General features: G+C 60.7%; 18 protein-coding genes. 4 read left to right on the top strand and 14 right to left on the bottom strand.

Translation table 11 applies throughout. The features are described 5' to 3' along the window. Positions 1–240: 240 nt before the first annotated feature. The 7 genes from JNK74_02395 to JNK74_02365 all read right to left on the bottom strand — a co-directional run bounded on the left by JNK74_02395 (position 241) and on the right by JNK74_02365 (position 8,763). On the bottom strand, positions 241–1,416 hold the full coding sequence (locus JNK74_02395; GenBank protein ID MBL7645017.1) for a glycosyltransferase family 4 protein: 1,176 nt from the start codon (positions 1,414–1,416) through the stop codon (positions 241–243). Then, complete coding sequence (locus JNK74_02390; GenBank protein ID MBL7645016.1) at positions 1,416–2,510, bottom strand: Gfo/Idh/MocA family oxidoreductase; 1,095 nt, start codon at positions 2,508–2,510, stop codon at positions 1,416–1,418. The genes JNK74_02395 and JNK74_02390 overlap by 1 nt, the downstream gene beginning before the upstream one ends. Continuing rightward, on the bottom strand, positions 2,503–3,447 hold the full coding sequence (locus tag JNK74_02385) for a class I SAM-dependent methyltransferase (protein ID MBL7645015.1): 945 nt from the start codon (positions 3,445–3,447) through the stop codon (positions 2,503–2,505). The genes JNK74_02390 and JNK74_02385 overlap by 8 nt, the downstream gene beginning before the upstream one ends. After that, complete coding sequence (locus JNK74_02380) at positions 3,444–4,289, bottom strand: class I SAM-dependent methyltransferase (GenBank protein MBL7645014.1); 846 nt, start codon at positions 4,287–4,289, stop codon at positions 3,444–3,446. Before JNK74_02380 ends, JNK74_02385 begins: the two co-directional genes overlap by 4 nt. Next, on the bottom strand, positions 4,286–5,413 hold the full coding sequence (locus JNK74_02375) for a glycosyltransferase family 2 protein (protein ID MBL7645013.1): 1,128 nt from the start codon (positions 5,411–5,413) through the stop codon (positions 4,286–4,288). The genes JNK74_02380 and JNK74_02375 overlap by 4 nt, the downstream gene beginning before the upstream one ends. A 202-nt stretch (positions 5,414–5,615) precedes the next feature. Beyond that, positions 5,616–8,150, bottom strand: a complete 2,535-nt coding sequence (locus JNK74_02370; GenBank protein ID MBL7645012.1) for an ankyrin repeat domain-containing protein — start codon at positions 8,148–8,150, stop codon at positions 5,616–5,618. 67 nt (positions 8,151–8,217) lie between these two features. Continuing rightward, positions 8,218–8,763 carry a TlpA family protein disulfide reductase gene (locus JNK74_02365; GenBank protein MBL7645011.1) on the bottom strand — a complete coding sequence of 182 codons (546 nt, stop codon included), beginning with the start codon at positions 8,761–8,763 and terminating at the stop codon, positions 8,218–8,220. A 156-nt stretch (positions 8,764–8,919) separates the two neighbouring features. Between JNK74_02365 and JNK74_02360 the strand changes: the two genes are divergently transcribed. The 4 genes from JNK74_02360 to rpsI all read left to right on the top strand — a co-directional run bounded on the left by JNK74_02360 (position 8,920) and on the right by rpsI (position 11,834). Beyond that, on the top strand, positions 8,920–10,134 hold the full coding sequence (locus JNK74_02360; GenBank protein MBL7645010.1) for a metallophosphoesterase family protein: 1,215 nt from the start codon (positions 8,920–8,922) through the stop codon (positions 10,132–10,134). Between the two features lie 6 nt (positions 10,135–10,140). After that, positions 10,141–10,842, top strand: coding sequence for a peroxide stress protein YaaA (gene yaaA / locus JNK74_02355; GenBank protein MBL7645009.1), 702 nt, complete (start codon positions 10,141–10,143; stop codon positions 10,840–10,842). 140 nt (positions 10,843–10,982) lie between these two features. Beyond that, positions 10,983–11,414, top strand: coding sequence for a 50S ribosomal protein L13 (rplM, locus tag JNK74_02350; GenBank protein ID MBL7645008.1), 432 nt, complete (start codon positions 10,983–10,985; stop codon positions 11,412–11,414). An 18-nt stretch (positions 11,415–11,432) separates the two neighbouring features. Further along, positions 11,433–11,834, top strand: a complete 402-nt coding sequence (gene rpsI / locus JNK74_02345; protein MBL7645007.1) for a 30S ribosomal protein S9 — start codon at positions 11,433–11,435, stop codon at positions 11,832–11,834. A gap of 64 nt (positions 11,835–11,898) precedes the next feature. Here rpsI and JNK74_02340 read toward each other — a convergent pair whose 3' ends face one another. The 7 genes from JNK74_02340 to folK form a co-directional block, all read right to left on the bottom strand. Then, the gene (locus JNK74_02340) at positions 11,899–12,183 is read right to left on the bottom strand and encodes a hypothetical protein (GenBank protein MBL7645006.1); all 285 of its coding nucleotides are present in this window, start codon (positions 12,181–12,183) and stop codon (positions 11,899–11,901) included. Positions 12,184–12,423: 240 nt separating this feature from the next. Further along, on the bottom strand, positions 12,424–14,001 hold the full coding sequence (locus JNK74_02335) for a hypothetical protein (GenBank protein MBL7645005.1): 1,578 nt from the start codon (positions 13,999–14,001) through the stop codon (positions 12,424–12,426). After that, positions 13,998–15,209: a glycosyltransferase gene (locus tag JNK74_02330; protein MBL7645004.1), complete on the bottom strand. Its 1,212-nt coding sequence runs from the start codon at positions 15,207–15,209 to the stop codon at positions 13,998–14,000. Before JNK74_02330 ends, JNK74_02335 begins: the two co-directional genes overlap by 4 nt. Positions 15,210–15,351: 142 nt before the next feature. Then, complete coding sequence (locus tag JNK74_02325; protein MBL7645003.1) at positions 15,352–15,723, bottom strand: aspartate 1-decarboxylase; 372 nt, start codon at positions 15,721–15,723, stop codon at positions 15,352–15,354. Between the two features lie 16 nt (positions 15,724–15,739). Next, a complete protein-coding gene (locus JNK74_02320) occupies positions 15,740–16,588 on the bottom strand; it encodes a pantoate--beta-alanine ligase (GenBank protein MBL7645002.1) in 849 nt (282 codons plus the stop codon). Then, positions 16,585–17,379: a 3-methyl-2-oxobutanoate hydroxymethyltransferase gene (gene panB, locus JNK74_02315; protein ID MBL7645001.1), complete on the bottom strand. Its 795-nt coding sequence runs from the start codon at positions 17,377–17,379 to the stop codon at positions 16,585–16,587. Before panB ends, JNK74_02320 begins: the two co-directional genes overlap by 4 nt. Before the next feature lie 60 nt (positions 17,380–17,439). Continuing rightward, positions 17,440–17,934 carry a 2-amino-4-hydroxy-6-hydroxymethyldihydropteridine diphosphokinase gene (gene folK / locus JNK74_02310; protein ID MBL7645000.1) on the bottom strand — a complete coding sequence of 165 codons (495 nt, stop codon included), beginning with the start codon at positions 17,932–17,934 and terminating at the stop codon, positions 17,440–17,442. Between the last annotated feature and the right edge of the window lie 151 nt (positions 17,935–18,085).

The following is an 18,085-nucleotide window of genomic DNA, read 5'->3' as shown; positions in this document are numbered from 1 at the left end:
CATTGGAGGTACTGCCTTTCAGAGGTAAATACGATCTTGTATTCAAGGTAAGCCTAATGTACCGACATTGCGGTATTCGACGCGTAACGATTACGAAATCTTAATCCTGGCGGCGCTACGCCATGGATAAATTCCATTAATCGCACTTCTGGTGCGGGACCAGGCGATGTTCAGGGGGGGAGTGCGTCCGCTACAAAATGCGGTACGATGGGAAAAGGAGGCCAAGACTGAAACCCACGGTCAGGCAAGGGTGCGAAAAATGCTCGCGTAGTGCTCCGCGCATTGCTCCCACGACCAGCGGCTCGTTGCGAATCGACGAATCTCGATTCGGCGGATATCGGCATCGCCATGTCGGGGCTCAATGGCCTCCAGCAAGTCGATCCAGTGTTCCACAACTGCATCTTCATCCATTTCATCCGTACACGGTGCGTGCAACAGGTATGCGCTTGCCGTCGAGTCGGCACGAGCCGTCCTCGAAGATACCGCGACCGTCAAACCGGTACTCATGGCCTCTTGAACCACCAGCGGCAGACCTTCGCCCACGCTGGGTAGCACCAGGGCGTCCGCAGCCTGATAGTACCGCGCAAGTTCGGTTTGGGACACCGCACCGACGACCCGCACATTCTCCAGTTCCCAGGACTTCGGATCGACGGGACCCTGACCGAGCAACACGAAGCATTTGCCCGGCATCGAAGCGGCGATACGCCGCAAAACAGCGAGTCCTTTCTTCTCAACGAAGCGCCCTGCGAAGATAAACACCGTTCGGTCCGCAAAAGTTCCGAAAAGTTTGCGGCGAACTTCTTCCCGCGAATCCGCATCGAGAAGCGTGAACAACGAAGCGTCGACCCCATTTGGAATGAACTGTGGCGCGCGGTGAAACCGAAAGTGCCGCAGAAAGTCGTCGCGAACCACTTCGCTGATAAAGACGACCTGATCCGCCCACCCGAGTAACAGCCGCCCGATACTCTGATAGGCAAGCCAGAGCGCCAGCTTCAGTACGGGATTCTTGAAGGGTACATCGGAAACGTGTTGGGTGACCACAACCGGTCGTCCGCGCATGCGGGCAAATAGAAAGGCAACGATGTTGCCCATGTAGAGGCAGTCGTGGATATGGACGACCGTGGTCTGCCCCACGAGTTTCCATAGTTGGAGTATGGACCTCGGGCTCCAGACGGGCCACGGCGCGCCTGTGGCCTGCTGAATGCCGTCCCACGTCCGCATGGGAACGCATTGCGCCGCGGCCCTGGACGACTCCGTAAGCTGGCAGGTATCACTTGCGGCCCAGGTGATTTTGTGTCCGGTTCGCCCCAGTTGGGCGGCGAGTTGGGCGGCTACGCGCTCTATTCCCCCACCTTGTTCCGCGAAATAATGCGTGACCAGGAGCACTGGTACCCCGCTGTTGGTCAGGGAATCCATCAGCCGTCACCATGCCTCGGCAGCGTGGCGCATGTCGCGATGGCATGATGTTGCAGCTTGAGAACCGCCAGGGCGTCTTCCCCGCTGATGCCCTCGGGCTGTTTTCCGCGCCGAACGGCATCGGCGAAGCGCTGGAAGACTTCCTCGTTTCCATACCACATACGGCCACTGAAATGCTTGAACCCGCAGGGGATATGTTGCATCCAGTGCTGGATGGACGTAAGCAGACTCGTTCGCAGTATCGTGGCGGCCGTATGGGCGCCATCGTTGGGAAGACATAGATAGATATCGCGGAATATATCGACATCCGCAAAGGCGTGCTCCCCGTGTACCTGGAGGTGCCACTCGCTCAGGGGGCTCTCAAAATTCATGGAGAGGTGCACCGGAATAGTCTCGCCGACGTCCGATACCGAAGTGAACCATTGGCTCAATTGGGCGGGGGTTGCTTTGCCATCGGAGCCGGGGAATACATCGCACTGTACAGGCGTCATGGAATTGGGCAAGACCGAGCGCAACAGGTAATAGAGGTGGGGACTCTCATCATAGAAAAGCCCCAGCGGCAACGATTCGTACCACTCGGGCAACCTGCGTCGCGGATTGCCAAAGACGACTCCGCTGACGCTCTTAATCCTTCCGATTTTTCCGGATTGAATGTCCGCCAGTAGGCGGCGCATGGAGGGCGCGAACTGGAAATTGTGCACGACGGCGAGTATGCAACTTTTCTCTTTCGCCAGCGCAACGAGTTCCTCGCCTTCTTCAACCGTCATGGCGAAGGGCTTTTCGGTGAGCACATGTTTTCCCGCGCGCAGGGCGGACTTTGCCAGGGCGTAATGGGCAAAGGGACTCGCACCGATGACCACCGCCTCCACGTCATCAAGCCAGGGAATCTGAGCCAGACCGTCTTCCCCCGCCAGCCCCGGCGCGGAATAGTGTTTTGGCACATTGAACTTTCGGGCCACTTCCACAGCGCGCTCCGGCCGTTTGTCCGCAACGCCAACGACGTCAAACAACGGACTGGCGGTCATGACCGGAAGGTGTCGGTGAGTTGCAACCCAACCGAGGCCAATGGAGAGTACGCGCAGGGGTTCAGGCATGTTCGGGGCTCCCGAAAGGTTTCCGCGCCACGGCGACCAACTGGTCGCCGCAACCGAGTGCGGCCAGGAAAGTGTTTGCCACGCCGATTCCATGGATTGCGACGCCTCCGGAAAGGCGCCGGTGCCATTTCAGGTACTGCGATCTGCCGTCCGTTGAGGCCGAGGCGGCGGGCTTTCCCTTCCGCAACCGTGAGATGAAGCGAAGCCACTCTTTGAGATAAAGGTCACAAGTAAAGGTCGCCGGCGGAGCGAAGCCGGATTTCAGGAGCATGAGCCTGAGGGATTTGGCCGTGAAATAGGACAGATGCTCCGGGGGGATAACCACATAGGCGCCCTCGCCGAAACATCGAATCGACAGGCCGCGAATATTGGGAACGGTGATCAGGAGGCTCCCGCCGGGCCGCAGCAGGCGAAAGCAGTGCGCCAGGAGACCGAGGGGGTCCCTGTCGTGTTCCAGCACGTCCAAGAGTGCCACGGCGGCGAAATTCGACGGCGACAGCGAGACGTCTTTCCAGGAGCCCTCGTAAATCGGCGCGGTGACTGCGGCGCGCGCAAGGGCGACGGCTTTCGGGGATGGTTCCACGCCGGTGGCGTCCGACCATCCGCATTGCGCGGCCAGTTGGAGAAACTGGCCCCCGCCGCACCCGAGATCCAACAGGGGGCCGCGTCCCGAAGCGACCTCGACTCGGTTCAGGAGATCGCGCCAGAGCTGTATCTTGTGCCCGGCCTCGGTCTGCCACGAAGCGTCGGAACTCAGGCCGGAATCGAGATGCCGATAGTAGGCGTCGATAGTCATTTGACTCGGCAGGGGAAAAACAAATCCGTGGCCACAGGCATTGCAGCGGCCATGGGCGTAGCCGCCTTTGTTGAGCCACCGGCGTGTGAAGTCACTCGCGCACGCCGGGCAGCGCGGGCTCTCCGAGTCCTCCGCAGTCACGATGCGGGCTTCCGCGCGATGAAAAGGTAGCCCCCGTAGCCGTGCCGCGGTCCATCGTCATCCTTGAGCGCGCCGATTCCAAGGAGCGTGACCGCATGGACCGCGAGCTTGGCCAACAGACCACTGCGTCGCGTGCGAATCCTGAGGGTATGCTGTATTTCTATGGGCTGCTTGCGATGGCCCGCAATCTGATAGAGAATTCCCGAGGTCACCCGCGCCACAAACTCCCAGCGGCGCGTAACCTTCCGAGAAAAATACGGAATCGTTTCGTCGAGGCGTAGACCAGCCTCTGACATCCATGCCGCGCATTGCTCCCGCGTGAAGTAATGCGCCACTGCGATGCGGCGCGTGACGAGATCGTTGTAGGCGCGCCGGTCCGTCCCGGGCAGCCACGGGCCGTAGAGCAGGTCGGGGAATGTCGAACTCGGTACGGTGAAGTAGAAAACGCCACCGGGCTTAAGAATCCGCGCAACCTCGGCGAACACGGGAGCCAGATCCGGGATGTGCTCCAGCACGCTGTTGGAAAAAACGAAATCGAAGCTGGCGTCCGGCTCGGGTATGGCCGAGCCCGGTCCTGTGTGGACGTTGGCGTAGAGACCCAGGGCCGTGGCGGCTTCCGTTTCGCGCGGATCCAGGTCAATACCAACCACCTCGCGGGAACCGACATACTTCAGGACTCGCTGCAGGATTGTTCCGTCCCCACAACCCAAATCAAGACCCCGCCCCTCGGGAAAGGGTGTATTGATGATGAGGGCAAGCTCCACCGCGCGCCAGATACTTGTGGCTGGCTGGAAGGGATTGTCCACGGCGATTTCCCGCAGCAACTGGGAGCTGGTAATCATGGCGACGCCTTTCTGGACCCAATGTGCTCCAGAGAAATGATGCTGAGCACAAAGGAATTGAGCACCACCTGCACACCCATCACCAGGGCAAAGGCCGAGGGCACGACGAGGGTATGGGTCAGGACGCGGGGGAAGGCTCCGAAACCGGAGCGCCCCCAGTAGACCGTTGCAATCGCAAAACCGATCAGACCGAGGACGAAGGTGCCGGTTCCCATGGCGAGGCCCCGCTCAAGCGTCAGCAGTCCGAGAAGCCGGTCAAAACTCTTCTTGGCGGGCAATAGTCCTTCCATCTCGGCAAATCGCCTGACGATGAGAGAAAAAGACACCGACTGGAAACCGATGGCGATGAGCGCCATGGCGAAGAGGAGCGAATTGGCGCGTTGGGCGCCGGTGAGAAGCACCGCGACGGCGAGGAGCACACCAGCGGCAAGCATGGCAAAACCGGGGTAGAGGAAGAGCCAGCGCGGGCAGAAAATCAGCAGGAATCGCAGATGACGCCATCCATCGTGCCAGGAGCGCAAGTGGGGCGGTCGGTCGCGACCATCGGGTTTCAGCGTGGTCGGCACTTCGGTGATCCGCATGCGAAGCAACGACGCCTTAACTACAATCTCGCTGGCGAACTCCATGCCCGTGGTTCGCAGGTCCATCCGCGCAAAGGCGTCCTTGCTGAAGCCGCGTAGGCCGCAGTGGAAATCGCGTATGGGCGTGCGGAAAAGGAGGCGTCCGATAAAGCTCAGCACGGGATTGCCCAGATAACGGTGAAGCGGCGGCATCGCGCCCGGCTGTATTCCGCCCAGGAAACGGTTGCCCATGACCAGGTCGTGGCCTTCCCGAAGCTTTTCGATGAAGGGACGGAGATTGGCAAAGTCGTAACTGTCGTCCGCGTCACCCATGATGATAAATGCGCCCTGGGCCGCTTCTATCCCGCCCCGCAGGGCGGACCCGTAACCACGCGCGACGACTTCCACCACACGGGCGCCTTCGGCGGCCGCTATTTCGCGGGATCGATCCGTGCTGCCGTTGTCGGCGATAACCACTTCGCCCACAACGCCCATGGCGTTCATGGAGGTCAGGGCCTTCTGAATACACACCGCGACGGTCTTTTCTTCATTCAGACAGGGCATGACGACGGATACTTCGATGGGATTCACGGAGAGGAAAGACCTCGGCTGGTGGGTGCCCGAGTCTGGGAGACGGGACTCAGTAAAAATGACGAATAAGACGAAAACACGTCATAGAGGCTATCAAGCAGAGGCTCGCCTTATCAAGTCGAACGCGCGGCTTAGCTTCGGCGCTGGAAGTCTGAAGGGGGATTTTCTCCGTGGTCTAGTGCAAGTCGCTTCCGAGTAGCTCCACCATGGCGTCGTGGCCGCTCTGTGCCGCCCAGTGGACTGGAGTTCGTCCGAAAGTCGGGGCATCTCGGTAGCTTGGGTAGGCGATCAACAGCGTCTTCATTCGTTCCAGATCGCCTGCGGTCGCAACCGCGCGAAACTCTTCCGCCAGGACGGCATGAAGGAACGCCCGGACCCGAAATATTTCCTCCCGCGTGGTGTCGTCAACGGGGCTTTCCAACAAGTATGAGGCCGCCTGTAGCGGGGTGAGCCCATCGGCATTTACCATTTCAATCGACGCCCCCCGCCGTATCAAAGCTACCACCGCGTCATAGTGGCCCGCCGCCGCCGCTGCGATGAGGGGCGTAGAACCGTGGTGATCCGCCGCGTTCACAACCGCCCCCCGAACAGCAAGGACCTCCACGCAATCCCCATGTCCGTTTCTTGCCGCCATGTGCAGGGGCCTTTGTCCGTCAGCGTTCTCGACCTCTAAGGGGGCTCCCGAATCCAACAGGAGTCGGATAATCGACCCGTTGCCTCGGGCGGCGGCGAAGTGAAGCGGTGTATTGAGGTTGGCGTCCGCGTTTGCCACCGAGACGCCCTTTTCAATCAGGAATCGGATCGTTTCGATATCTCCCCCGGCCGTCGCTTCATGGATGGGGCCGAGTCCGGCCCGATCACGATCATCAACGGGTAGATTCAGCGCTGCGAGCCACTCCACGACCTCCCGGTCTCCGGTTCGTACCGCGGGGTAGAGGGCGGAGCGGCCTTCGCCGTCTCGCGGGTCGATGGGGACGCCGTGGTCGTGCAGCCAATAGACCAGGGGGACATGATGATTCGCGAGAGCAATATGAACGGCCCCGGCCTGGGAGGTATTTCGCTGTCCGCCGTTGGCGCCGCGCGCGAGCAGCAACTGAAGCATCGCTGTGGAGCCGCCCTCGACCGCCGCCAGCCAAGGCGTATTCCCCTTGGTATCAACCGCCTCCAGCAATGCCCCCGCCTCCAGGAGAAGGGTCGCTGTAGTGGTGTGCCCTTCAAGTGCGGCACGGTGCAATGCCGTCCGCCCGGCGCCGTCCGCGGAAGTCGGCGACACACCCCGGGAGAGGAGCCATGCCACGACCCCATCTTGTCCACGGGCGGCGGCCTCGTGAATCGGTCGTCGCCCATCGTTGGACGGGGCATCAAGGAGGTCGGGGTCAGTTGTCATCGCCTCCAGGACCGGCAGCAGCCCACGTTGCGCGGCGAGGAGCAGAGGCGACCAACCCGCCACGTTCAGGAAGGCTGGATCGGCGCCCGCCTCTACAAGTCGCCGTACTTTAGCGACATCCGCGATTTCCACGGCCACGTGGAGGGCGGTCCTTCCTCCCTCCCAGCTCGCTCGCGGATCGGCGCCGTGCTCAAGGATGAAGGACACCGTCTCAATGGGGGCGCTTCGGACCGCGTCGCCGAGCAAAGTCAATTCGACTCCTGAAGAGAGGGGCTCGTTGATATTGGCGCCGCGCTCGAGCAGGGTCTCGGCGCACGCAAAATGGCTGCGGCGAAGTGCGATGGCCAGCGGAAATTCGCCTTCCAGATTACGCAATGTGGGATCGGCTCCCCGCTCCAGAAGAAGCGCGGCGGTCTCGCATTCACCGGTCTGAACCGCACTCATGAGGGGCGTGTTTTGCATGGAATCGAAGAGGTTGACGGCCGCCGGCATATCGGAGATTGCCTCGGATACGCCGGGCAGGTCTCCCTGCGCCGCCATCATGTGTATTGGAAAGTACTGGCCCTTTTCGCGAAAGAAACGGGTGACCTCCCAGTGTCGCTTTCGTGCGGCAAGTACCGCTGGAATAGAAAGTTCTCCATCGTTTTGCATGGCGAACAGATTCGCGCCGAGGGCCACCAGGTGCTGTACCGCGAAGAGGTCGCCGGCTTCCGCGGCACGGTGCAAGGGCGTGTAACCCTCCAAATCTCGCGTCTCCAACGTCGCGCCGCGGTGGAGCAGATTCTCAAGCGTGTAGATATGGCTCGCTCGTGCGGCGAGATGCATGGCGGAATTGCCAAGGCTATCCCGATCCGACAATTGCGCTCCGCGATCAAGGAGGTAGTCTGCTACGAAGGGTTGGTTCTCGGCCGCCGCCACAAGCAGGGGAGTGCGTCCGTCTTTGTCGCGCTCGTGAAGATTGGCCCCGCCCTCAATTTGGTCCACAACGGCGTAGAGATCCCCCGCCGCTACCGCCTGATGGATGGACGGATAGTACGACAACCCGGCGACGCGCCATCGAGTCGGCGCAAGTGGATGATCAACCCCGCGTAAAAAAAGATCCAGGAGCGCGTGGAGGGCGGGCGCGGGGGCCACGTCCTCTGTTCGACGTACCGTGTTTCCCGCTTCTTCGGGCGCGTAATCGATTTCCGGGGTCGGGACCTGGGGGCGGCACCCGCTGACGCTCAGTGCCAGCAGGAGCCCGGCGAGAGCCGCAAGGCGTGGCGGTACGGACGACAGACGGACGCAAGCTTGGAAGACCAGGTTGCCTGCTCGTCGGTCCATTCCGAATTTCTCCCGTTGCCTTAGAACCTATCGCCGTTGGCAGTGTAGACAAGGGTCGCGACGACGGTCAAACGCCGGGTGTCCCCACGGGGGCGTCCAGAGCCGCCTGGATCTCGGTAAGGATGGTCTCTTCGGCTCCCCACAGGGACAATCCGACTTCGACGTTATGGACCTTTCCCGCGCGATCAATGATGACGGTCTGGGGGATGGTTGTCACACCGTAGTCATCGGCAACCAGCCCCGAATCATCCAGCAGAATGGGAAGCGTCAGCTTCTCCCTGCGTGCGAACTCGGTTACCAGGGCCTCGCTTTCGCGGATGTTGACCGCATAGAAAGCCACGGGTTTTCCCTTCATCGATGAGGCCAGGCGATCAAGGATGGGGAGGCCCTTTCGACAGGGCGGGCACCAGGAGGCCCAGAAGTCGAGGACGACAACGTCTTTGCCCAGATGACTGGAGAGGCTTACCGGCTTACCATCCACACCGGGGAGCGTAAAATCCGGCGCGGTTTTCCCCTTCAGCGGATGGGAACCTCCCACGGCCATGGTGTAGACGATAAGTGCGCCCACCAGGACGATGGCGATGGTGGAGCCGTATTCGCGCAGGTACTGCATCGGGATTGCCTTTTCTTTGAGATTAAACCGGTTGATTCGTCATGTCCATTCTCGGGACGGGGTTCCCCATCTCAGCGGCGGGGCGAAACGGTGAATCCGACCAGGATAACAGGTTATCATAGGGAGCCTGTCACAAACGCTCCCCGGAGACACGAAATGCCCAGTTTTCTCCCCCCGGTCAGGGTACCGTTCCTGATTCTCATGTTGCTGATCACCGTCCCGTTTTTCGCGGGCTGCGCGCGCATTGATCACGTCTACCTGACCTGGCAACATGACCCACGCACCACGATGACGGTGAATTATCAGAGTCCGAAGCACTATGAAGCGCTGAAACTCGCCTATGACACCGAATCTCATGGCGGTGTGGCGGCGGAGTATGCCATGCAGGCGGAAGGCACCGTGGTGCGCCAGATTCCCGGTCTGCGCGACGAACGGTATATTTACCATGTCGAGGCGACCGACCTGATTCCCGGCGAAACCTACTACTTCGTACTCAGCGAGGGTGGGGAAAGCGTGACCGAGGAGCTCCGATTCCGCCCCCTGCCCCCGGACAACACCCCCCTTCGTTTCATAGCCGGGGGCGATATGACCATTCTACCCCGTGCGCATCAGCTTACGGGGCTGGCCGGCGGGACTGACCCCATGTTCGCCCTCATTGGCGGGGATATCGCCTACGACAATGGCAAACTGAGCAGCGCCTGGATGTGGGATCACTGGTTTGCCATGTGGGAAAACAACATGGTGACATCGGATGGCGTGATGGTGCCCATGATCCTGGCGATCGGCAATCATGAGGTCAACGAGAAGCAGGGCACACTCCTGGAGCGGGCTCCCTTTTATTATGCATTCTTCGCCCAGGGGGGGCTCCCCTACTTCTCCCGTAAGGTGCGGGATGACACCCTGCTGGTGGTCCTCGATTCCGGCCATACTGTCCTCCACGCGGAGCAGATTCCCTGGCTGGAACAGACCCTGAAGGATGGACAGGACGTCGAAAACCGGATGGCGGTTTACCATGCTCCCCTCTACCCCAGCCATCGCGATTTTGACGACTGGCGGGCGGTGGCGGGGCGCGAAAACTGGTTGCCGATTTTCGATCGGTATGGCCTGGATGTCGCCTTTGAGAATCACGATCACTCCTTCAAGCGCAGCAAGGTGTTGAAGGGAAATCAGGTGGCCGAATCCGGCACGGTCTATCTTGGCGATGGCAGTTTCGGCGTCAATCCCCGAGAAGCGGTTGATCCCGGACGCTGGTACCTGGAAAAGGCCTCCGGTACGCCCCATTTCTGGGTGGTCACCATCGATGATGCGGGCATGCACTTCAAAGCCATCAGCCAGGCCGAAGAGACGCTCGACGAACTTACGGTGGAATGAAGAACCGTGTATGTATTGCTTCCCCCCAGCGAGGGCAAGTCATCCGCTCTGGGTTCCGCTTCTTTTCGCCGTGGGCGTCCAGAGTTCGTTCGCGATGTCGAAGGGGTTCTAACCTATCTGGCTTCGTTGTCGGCCCGTGAGCGGCTTGCCCTTTACGGTCTGAAGTCGGAGGAAAAGGCCCGGGAGGCCCACGCCTGGAACCTGAGCGCGCTGGATACACCGGCCGTACCGGCGCTGGAACGCTATACCGGCGTGGTTTATGACCACCTCGATTTCGGCACGCTCCCCAATCGGGCCGCAGCCAGGAAGCGACTTCTCATCGTCTCGGCCTTGTTCGGGCTCATCCCCGGGGCCACACCGCTGCCGTGCTACAAGCTATCCATGACGCCGTGGCTGACGCGCTACTGGCGTCCGAGGAACAGCGCGCGCCTGGAAGCGATCACCCAGGGGAAACCCGTCTTGAATCTCCTTTCGCAGAATTACGCCCGTGCGCTGGAATACCCGTCGTTGATCACCGTCGATTTTCGCGTTGGAGGCGGTCAGAAAGCGGCGGGACATTTCGGTAAAGCGATCAAGGGCCGTTTTGTTCGGTGGCTGCTGGAAAACAATGTCAAACGAGTGCAGGACTTTGGCGATTTCCGGGAGGAGGGGTATCAATTCGACGGGGAAAACTTCGTCCAGGCGGTACGTCCTGCGGGCAGGGCCTAAGCCAAAGGCAAGCAGCGCTTTAGGGGGGAAACGCGTTTGACATGGCCCTTCTCAATTTGCTATAGTCCCTCTTCCGTTACATTTACGCGCGCTTTCCCCCCCCATTGCGTGCAACAAAACGCTACTAAAGGAGCGAGTTTGTGAAAACCTATGTCCCCAAAGACGGGGAAGTTAAAAAGAACTGGCATATCATTGATGCCGAGGGCCAAGTCCTGGGCCGTGTTGCCGCAGAAGCTGCGAAGCTGATCCGTGGCAAGCACAAGCCTCAGTACACCCCCTATCTTGACTGTGGCGATCACGTCATTGTCATCAACGCGGCAAAAGCCCGGGTTACCGGCAACAAGATGGTACAGAAGAAGTACTATCGGCACTCTGGTTATCCCGGCGGCCTCTCGGAAGCGAACTACGGCGAAATCGTAGAACGCTTCCCGGAACGGGCCATGACCTTGGCCATCAAGGGCATGCTTCCCCACAACCGCCTTGGCCGGAAACTTTGCACGAACTTTCGAGTCTATGCCGGTGCGGATCATCCCCACGTGGCGCAGAACCCGAAACCCTTCGAACTGAAGTAACGCTGGAGACCGCGAACTGTGATTGACCCCAAGACCAATGAAATCGTAGCCCTCGGCCGCCGCAAACGCGCCACCGCCCGTGTCCGCATGACGCCGGGTTCCGGCAAGTTCATCGTGAACGGCAAGGAAGTGCGGGAATACCTGGAGCGCGATGTACTCGTGTTCCTCGCCACACAGCCCTTCGAAGCGACTGGCACCACCGGCACCTTCGACGTGCGCGCTATCTGCGATGGCGGCGGCATCTCCGGACAGGCCGGCGCCCTGCGCCTCGGTATCGCCCGCGCGCTGCTGGAAAACGACGCCAATACCCATGGCGCCCTTCGCTCCGCGGGCATGCTGACCCGCGACGCCCGCGAAGTGGAACGCAAGAAGTACGGTCGCCCCGGCGCCCGCAAGCGTTTCCAGTTCTCCAAGCGCTAAGCCGCGCTATCCCCCCCAGGTTCAATTTTGCATCCCCCGGAAACTTCCGGGGGATTTTTTTTGGTCAGCCGGTCACCAGCACGGCGCGCAAACCGCCAAGGCACAGGAGAAACGCGATCCAGAGGAGAATAGCGGAGAGTACGATTAGATTAATTCGCGCACGCGCGCCGTCGCCATGATCGTCTTGCTCGGCGGATCCGAATCGGCGCAACATCGCCTCGGAGCGATCGATGAGTCCGTGCTTCTTCCGAAATGCGATGATACCCACGCCCACCGCTGTTCCGGCGATAAGGGTCGTGACCGCGAGCACCCCCAGCACGAGGTCAAAACGGACTTCACCGTTTTCCATTTGGCCATCCTCCAGCGATGGCGACTGCATCCCGTGCATGCTGGCCCTTTCGAGCCTTAACACCCTGGGATACGCCGCGAAATGCCCCTCCCTGAAGCGCCCACGATGGAATTGTGCCTGCCTGAACGCGATGTTTCAGGCCGATATAGATGTTAAACTACGGTTCCCCGCCCGACTTACAGGAACAGAATATAGAAATCAATTCCCCCGTTCAAGGGCCAGATTCCGCCGTCTGGGGAGTCACGGTGGTGGCCCTGCGGGCAGGGGTAGACCCTTGCCCCGGTAGACGGTGAGCCCAAGGCGGTGGAGAATGACCCGTCGCTCGACCACGGCGGCGGGGTTCGGGGGATAGACGGTGTGCAGGCTCTCCAGGTCATAGCCCTGAAGCACTTGATTACGAAGGCCGCTGTAGGCGTGGTGGCGCTCCGCCCACCGGTACGCACCGGTCAGCGAAGCGGTGAGAAGCAGCGCGCAGAGGGCCACCACCTTTACCGCCAGGGTACGGCGGACGATGGGGCCGTCGTTGAGCCGGGCTACCCAGTAGAACTGGATGGCAACGGCAACCCACAGTAGATTGGCCATGGTGACATAGCGGGAACTCATGGCCTGATCGAGGCCGATGTCAACGCGACCGAGTGCGGTGATGGCGGCGGTTCCGATGGCGTAGAGCGCCATGCCGATCCAGGGGGACAAGACACGAAGGGAGACCCGCGAAAGGAAGAGTTGCGCCAGCGAGGTGGACCAGAGGAGCAGGCCGATCATTCCCATTACGATGGAGACGACGGGGTCCAGATTCCAGACGGGCTGGCCGAGATAGGCCAGCACATACAAAACGCATTGCAGCGGCTGATTGAGGGCGCTGCTCAGGGGCGGATGATACGAGGGCGTGGCGTAGTCGCGCAGATAGGCCCAGGTTACCGCCATGCCGACAGCGAACCAGCCAAGCAACTCAAAGCGCAGGTATTTGTCTCGTTCCGCCCGTTGGAGAATCAACAGGATCAGCCCGATGGGCCAGACGAGGATACCATTAGCAAAGGAACCGGTCGCCACGAGGCCAAAGCATGCCGCAAGGCCAATACCAAGGCCGGGCAGCCCGCCCCAGGTGAGGGCGATGAACGACAGAACGGCCGCGAGGACGTTCATGAACTCCTGGAGCTGCCAGCCATTGAACCAGTTCTGCCATTGGCTCAGGGAGAAGATGAGCAGGGTCAACATCAGGTAGATTGTGATACTGGTGCCTTCAAAGACCCGGCGCCCGCCCGCTTTGGCCTGGGCACACAAGACGAGCCAGGTCAGACCCGCGAGTATGAAATTGGCCCCGAGTTCCAGGTAAATATTCCAGTGGCTCAGACGCGCCAGGACGAGCATGAGCAGGCGCGGAAAGACGAGGCGGTGTTCGTTGTGCTGCGCCCAGAAATCCGTCCACGTCAACTGGCGCGCGTAGGCCTTCTCCAGAAAGGGCACGAAGTCCCACTGATCGTAATAGGGATAATCGATGGAGTAGAAGAGATACATGCCCACGAGAAACAAGATGGACGCCGTGCCACCGCTCAGGCAGAGAATTCGCTTCCGTTCGGGAGATAGGCTCCACATGGGCGGGGCGGCGACGGCCTTCGCATTGGGTTTGGCCTTCGGGGCGGACGGCGTGCGTGGCTTGCGCGGCGCGCGGGGTTTGGGCGCGGGCTTCTCCGATACAGGATGAGGAACCGAAGCAACCTTGGCCGCGGTCTTTCGTGCACGGGGCTTGGCCTTGGGCCTTACATCGGGCCCAATTGACGAGGGTTCCTCCTCCGGCCTGGACTTCTTAGGGCGACTCAAGATTTCACCCCGAACAACGGCTTCATGTATGCCTCCAGCGCCCGAAGCCGGTGGGCGTGGGTGTGCTCCGCCAGCACCCGCTCACGGGCACGGTCACAAATGGTCTGACGTTCTTCCTGGTGATGGAGATAGTACAGCACCTTGTCGGAAAGCTCCGGGAGTGAATCGTAGGTCACCATCTCGCGCGAAACATCGAAGTGCTCGTGGAGATCGGGCTGATTGTCGGTGATCACGAAGCCTCCCGCCGCCGGACAATCGAACACACGCTGGTTTACGGCATCGCGCATTTGGAGACTGGTCTGGTTCACATTGATCGCGGTGCCGCTGTAAAACGCGGGCAATTGCTCAAAGTAGTGAACGCCGGGGCCGTGCTTGTCTATGATTTTCGACCAACTCGCGTCGCCGCGCACCTCCAGGCCCAGCGGGGCCAGGGTCCGCGCAAGCTCGATGCGCTCGTGGGAAGTGACTTCGTAGTTCAAGAGGAGCTCCGCATTCCGCTGGCCGGTTTCATCAAGGGAATCGTAGAGGTCACGACCGATGATGTCCGCGACACCTTCCGCATAGGCCGAACGGGTGGCTCTCCCCTGTCGAATGGCCCCTTCGACCGCCGCCGTCACGTGGGGTAAGTCCACGTGTTTCTCCAGCGCCTCGCCGAGTTGCACCAGCATGGAATTGCCGACGAAAGCGAGGCTGCGCTCGAACGTATCGCGGGGGCAACCCCAGAAGACCTCCGGATCCGTGGCCAGGGGCATGTAGTGTACGTGCTCGAATCCAAGCCTGCGCAAGTGGGGCTCGTAGGCCCGCTCCCAGGTTGCCGCGATGGAATACTCGGATACATACATCGTTCGATTGAACAGAATCATGCGCGGCGTGTCGGTGAACCAACTCACATAGGGCAGCTTCGCGTCGTTAAAGAAATTCGCGAAGAGCCCCGCGTTGTCCATGCCCGCGTAATTGCTCGTGAGGATGAAGTCGGGTTTGAACTCGCCGATCGTTTGAAAGAGCGACGCGATGTCGTCGCGCGTGAGATCACCCGTGATGACGCTGCGCACGGAGGCCGTCTTCCAACCCAGCTTCGCGGCCGCGCGGAGCCAGCTCTGGTCAAAGAAATAGCCCGTGTCCAGCACGAGCACGCGCGTTGGTCCCGTGAACTTGGGGTAATCGAGAAAGCGGCGCATGCCGTCGGTGATGTTGAGTCGTGCTCCCATGGCGGGTATCTTAGCGCATTCTCGGCGGGTGGATCACGGCGTCGGGGGGGAAATGGGTCTTATAGGTCTTATGGGTGATATGGGCCTTATGAGATTTACCACGTCCTGCTTTTCATACGACCCATAAGACCCATTCCCCCTGTTAATTCCGTTCCGTCCCCTCGACCGACGTGATCTTATTCTTCTCATCCACGTGCACCACGACCGGTACGTGCATTTTCGCCTCTTCGCGATCCATGTGGCAATAGGTTAGCGCGATGATCAGATCGCCCGGCTGTCCCAGCCGCGCGGCGGCGCCGTTCAGGCACACCACGCCACTCCCCCGCTCGCCCTCGATGATGTAGGTCGTGAAGCGCGCGCCCGTGTTGATGTTCAACACGTGGATCTCTTCGTTCGGCAGCATTTCTGCGGCGTCCATCAGGTCCGGATCGAGTGTGAGGCTGCCCTTGTAGTGCAGAACGGCTTCGGTGACGGTGGCGCGATGGATTTTGCTTTTGAACATGGATAGCAGCATGGCGTATGTTCCCGACTTAGTGAACCGCGGGTGCGGTGAATTTGATGTTGTCAATGAGACGCGCGGAGGGCATATTCACGGCAACGGCGAGGAGAATCTCCCCCGACACCGTTTCCAGCGGGCGCATGGTCTTCACATCCACGAGGGATACATAGTCAATTACCAGCGGGGCGATGCCTGCGCGAACAGACTCGATGATCGCGGCGCTGTTGCGTTCGCCCACCTCCAGCATGGATTGGGCGTGGAAGAGCGCGGCGGAGATGCGCAAGGCGTCTTTCCGCTCGTCGGCAGAAAGGTACCTGTTGCGCGAGCTCATGGCCAGGCCGTCGTCCTCGCGAACGATGGGCAATTCGATGACTTCCACGCCGAGATCCAGATCGAGCGCCATACGCTTGATGACGGCGCACTGCTGCGCGTCCTTCTGCCCGAAATAGGCCCGGTCCGGCAGCACGGTCGTGAAAAGTTTCGTCACCACCGTGGCCACGCCGCGAAAAAAGTGCGGGCGCGTGCCGCTGCACAGACCTTCGGTCAGGCCCTCCACGGTCACATAGGTTGCATAGCCCTCGGGATACATGCTTTCCGCGTCGGGCGCGTAGACCAGGTCTACGCCCAGGGACTCCAAGAGCTCGCAGTCATCGAAGAAGGGCCTCGGATATTTCTTGAGGTCCTCATGAGGCGCAAACTGGGTCGGGTTCACGAAGATGCTGACCACGGAGAGGTCATCCCCGCCCACCGCCGCACGCACGAGACTCGCGTGGCCCTCGTGGAGCGCGCCCATGGTGGGCACAAAGCCGACGGAGCGACCCGCAGCCTTTTCCTGGATGGCGATCTGGCGCATGGTCTTCTTGTCGCGAATGATTCTCATGGGTAGGTTTGCTCCGGCGCCGGGTAGGCCCCGGATTTGACACTCGCCACATACTGCGCGGCGGCGTCGCTGATTTGGCCCTTCACATCGGCGAAGGTGTGGGCGAAGCGGGCTTTGCCCCAACCCAGGATGTCGTGAAGTACCAGCACCTGACCGTCGCAGTCGGGTCCCGCGCCAATACCGATGGTGGGGATGCGCAACGACGCCGAAATCTCAGCGCCCAATGTCGCAGGGATGCACTCCAGCACGATGGCGAAGCAACCGGCTGCTTCCAGCGCCAGGGCGTCTTCCTTCAGGCGCGCCTGGGCTGCCTCGTCTTTCCCCTGCACCTTGAATCCGCCGAACTGGTGGACGGACTGGGGCGTGAGGCCGAGGTGGCCCATCACCGGGATGCCCGCCGCGAGGATACGCTCCAGCGATGCGCCAATCCTCGAAACGGGTCCCTCCAGCTTCACGGCCTGGGCGCCACCCTGGGCAATGAGCCGCCCGGCGTTGCGGACCGATTCCTCGGGGGTGACGTGGTAGGAAAGAAAGGGCATGTCCGCGATGACCATGGCCGACGCTGCGGCGCGGGCGACCATGCGGGTGTGGTGAAGAATATCCTCCACAGTGACGGCGAGGGTGTCCTTCAAGCCCATGACCGCCATGCCCATGGAATCCCCCACCAAAAGCGCATCCACCCCGGCGGCATCCAGCAACTGGGCCGTTGGGTAATCGTAAGCGGTCAGGACGGTGATCTTCTCGCCCTGCAGCTTTTTGTCCTGGAAGGACAGTGTGGTGACCTTGGCCACGTTATTCTCCTGAACCGTGACGTACCCGTCCCGGTCCCTTTGGGCTCCAAGCGGAGCGGTTCAGGGTGCGATTTTCTCGCGTTTTTCGATCCACCCCCGCACTTCGGGGTGCTTCGCCAATTCGGCAATCGTCTCCCCCGTGACGGGGTCCACGGCCTCCGGCGCAATCTCCGCCATGGGCACCAGCACAAAGGCGCGCTGGCGAAACTCCCGGTGCGGCAAGGTTAACCGATCCGATGCATACTCCGTGTCCCCCCAGAGAATGATGTCGATATCAATCTCGCGAGGACCCCACCGGGTGGTCTTCTGCCGACCAATCGTGGCTTCAATCGTCTTGACGGCATTCAGGAGTTCAAGCGGCCCGAGGGCCGTCTCGATCTCAACCGCCATATTCAAGAAAGCCGGCTGCTCCGTAAAGCCAATCGGCTCAGTCTCGTAACAATGGGACCACGCCTTTAATTCCACCCCCTCCACCGACATCAACGCCCGCAACGCGGCGCGCAACGACGCGGCACGATCACCCAGATTACTGCCAAGACTCAACTGTACGATCATGCGGAAAAACCCGGGGACCTGCGGCGTAACTCACTCGATAGAAAGAGTATAGCACAGGCGGATAGGGAGAGGCGAGGGGATTTGGCCTCGCCCGTATTGCAACCCCTTGACGAATGGGGTATTCTTGGTTCGTGTTCACGGTCACCGAGGG

The organism is Candidatus Hydrogenedentota bacterium, assembly GCA_016791475.1.
Taxonomy (GTDB): domain Bacteria; phylum Hydrogenedentota; class Hydrogenedentia; order Hydrogenedentales; family JAEUWI01; genus JAEUWI01.
This window is presented reverse-complemented; position numbering and strand designations above follow the sequence as displayed.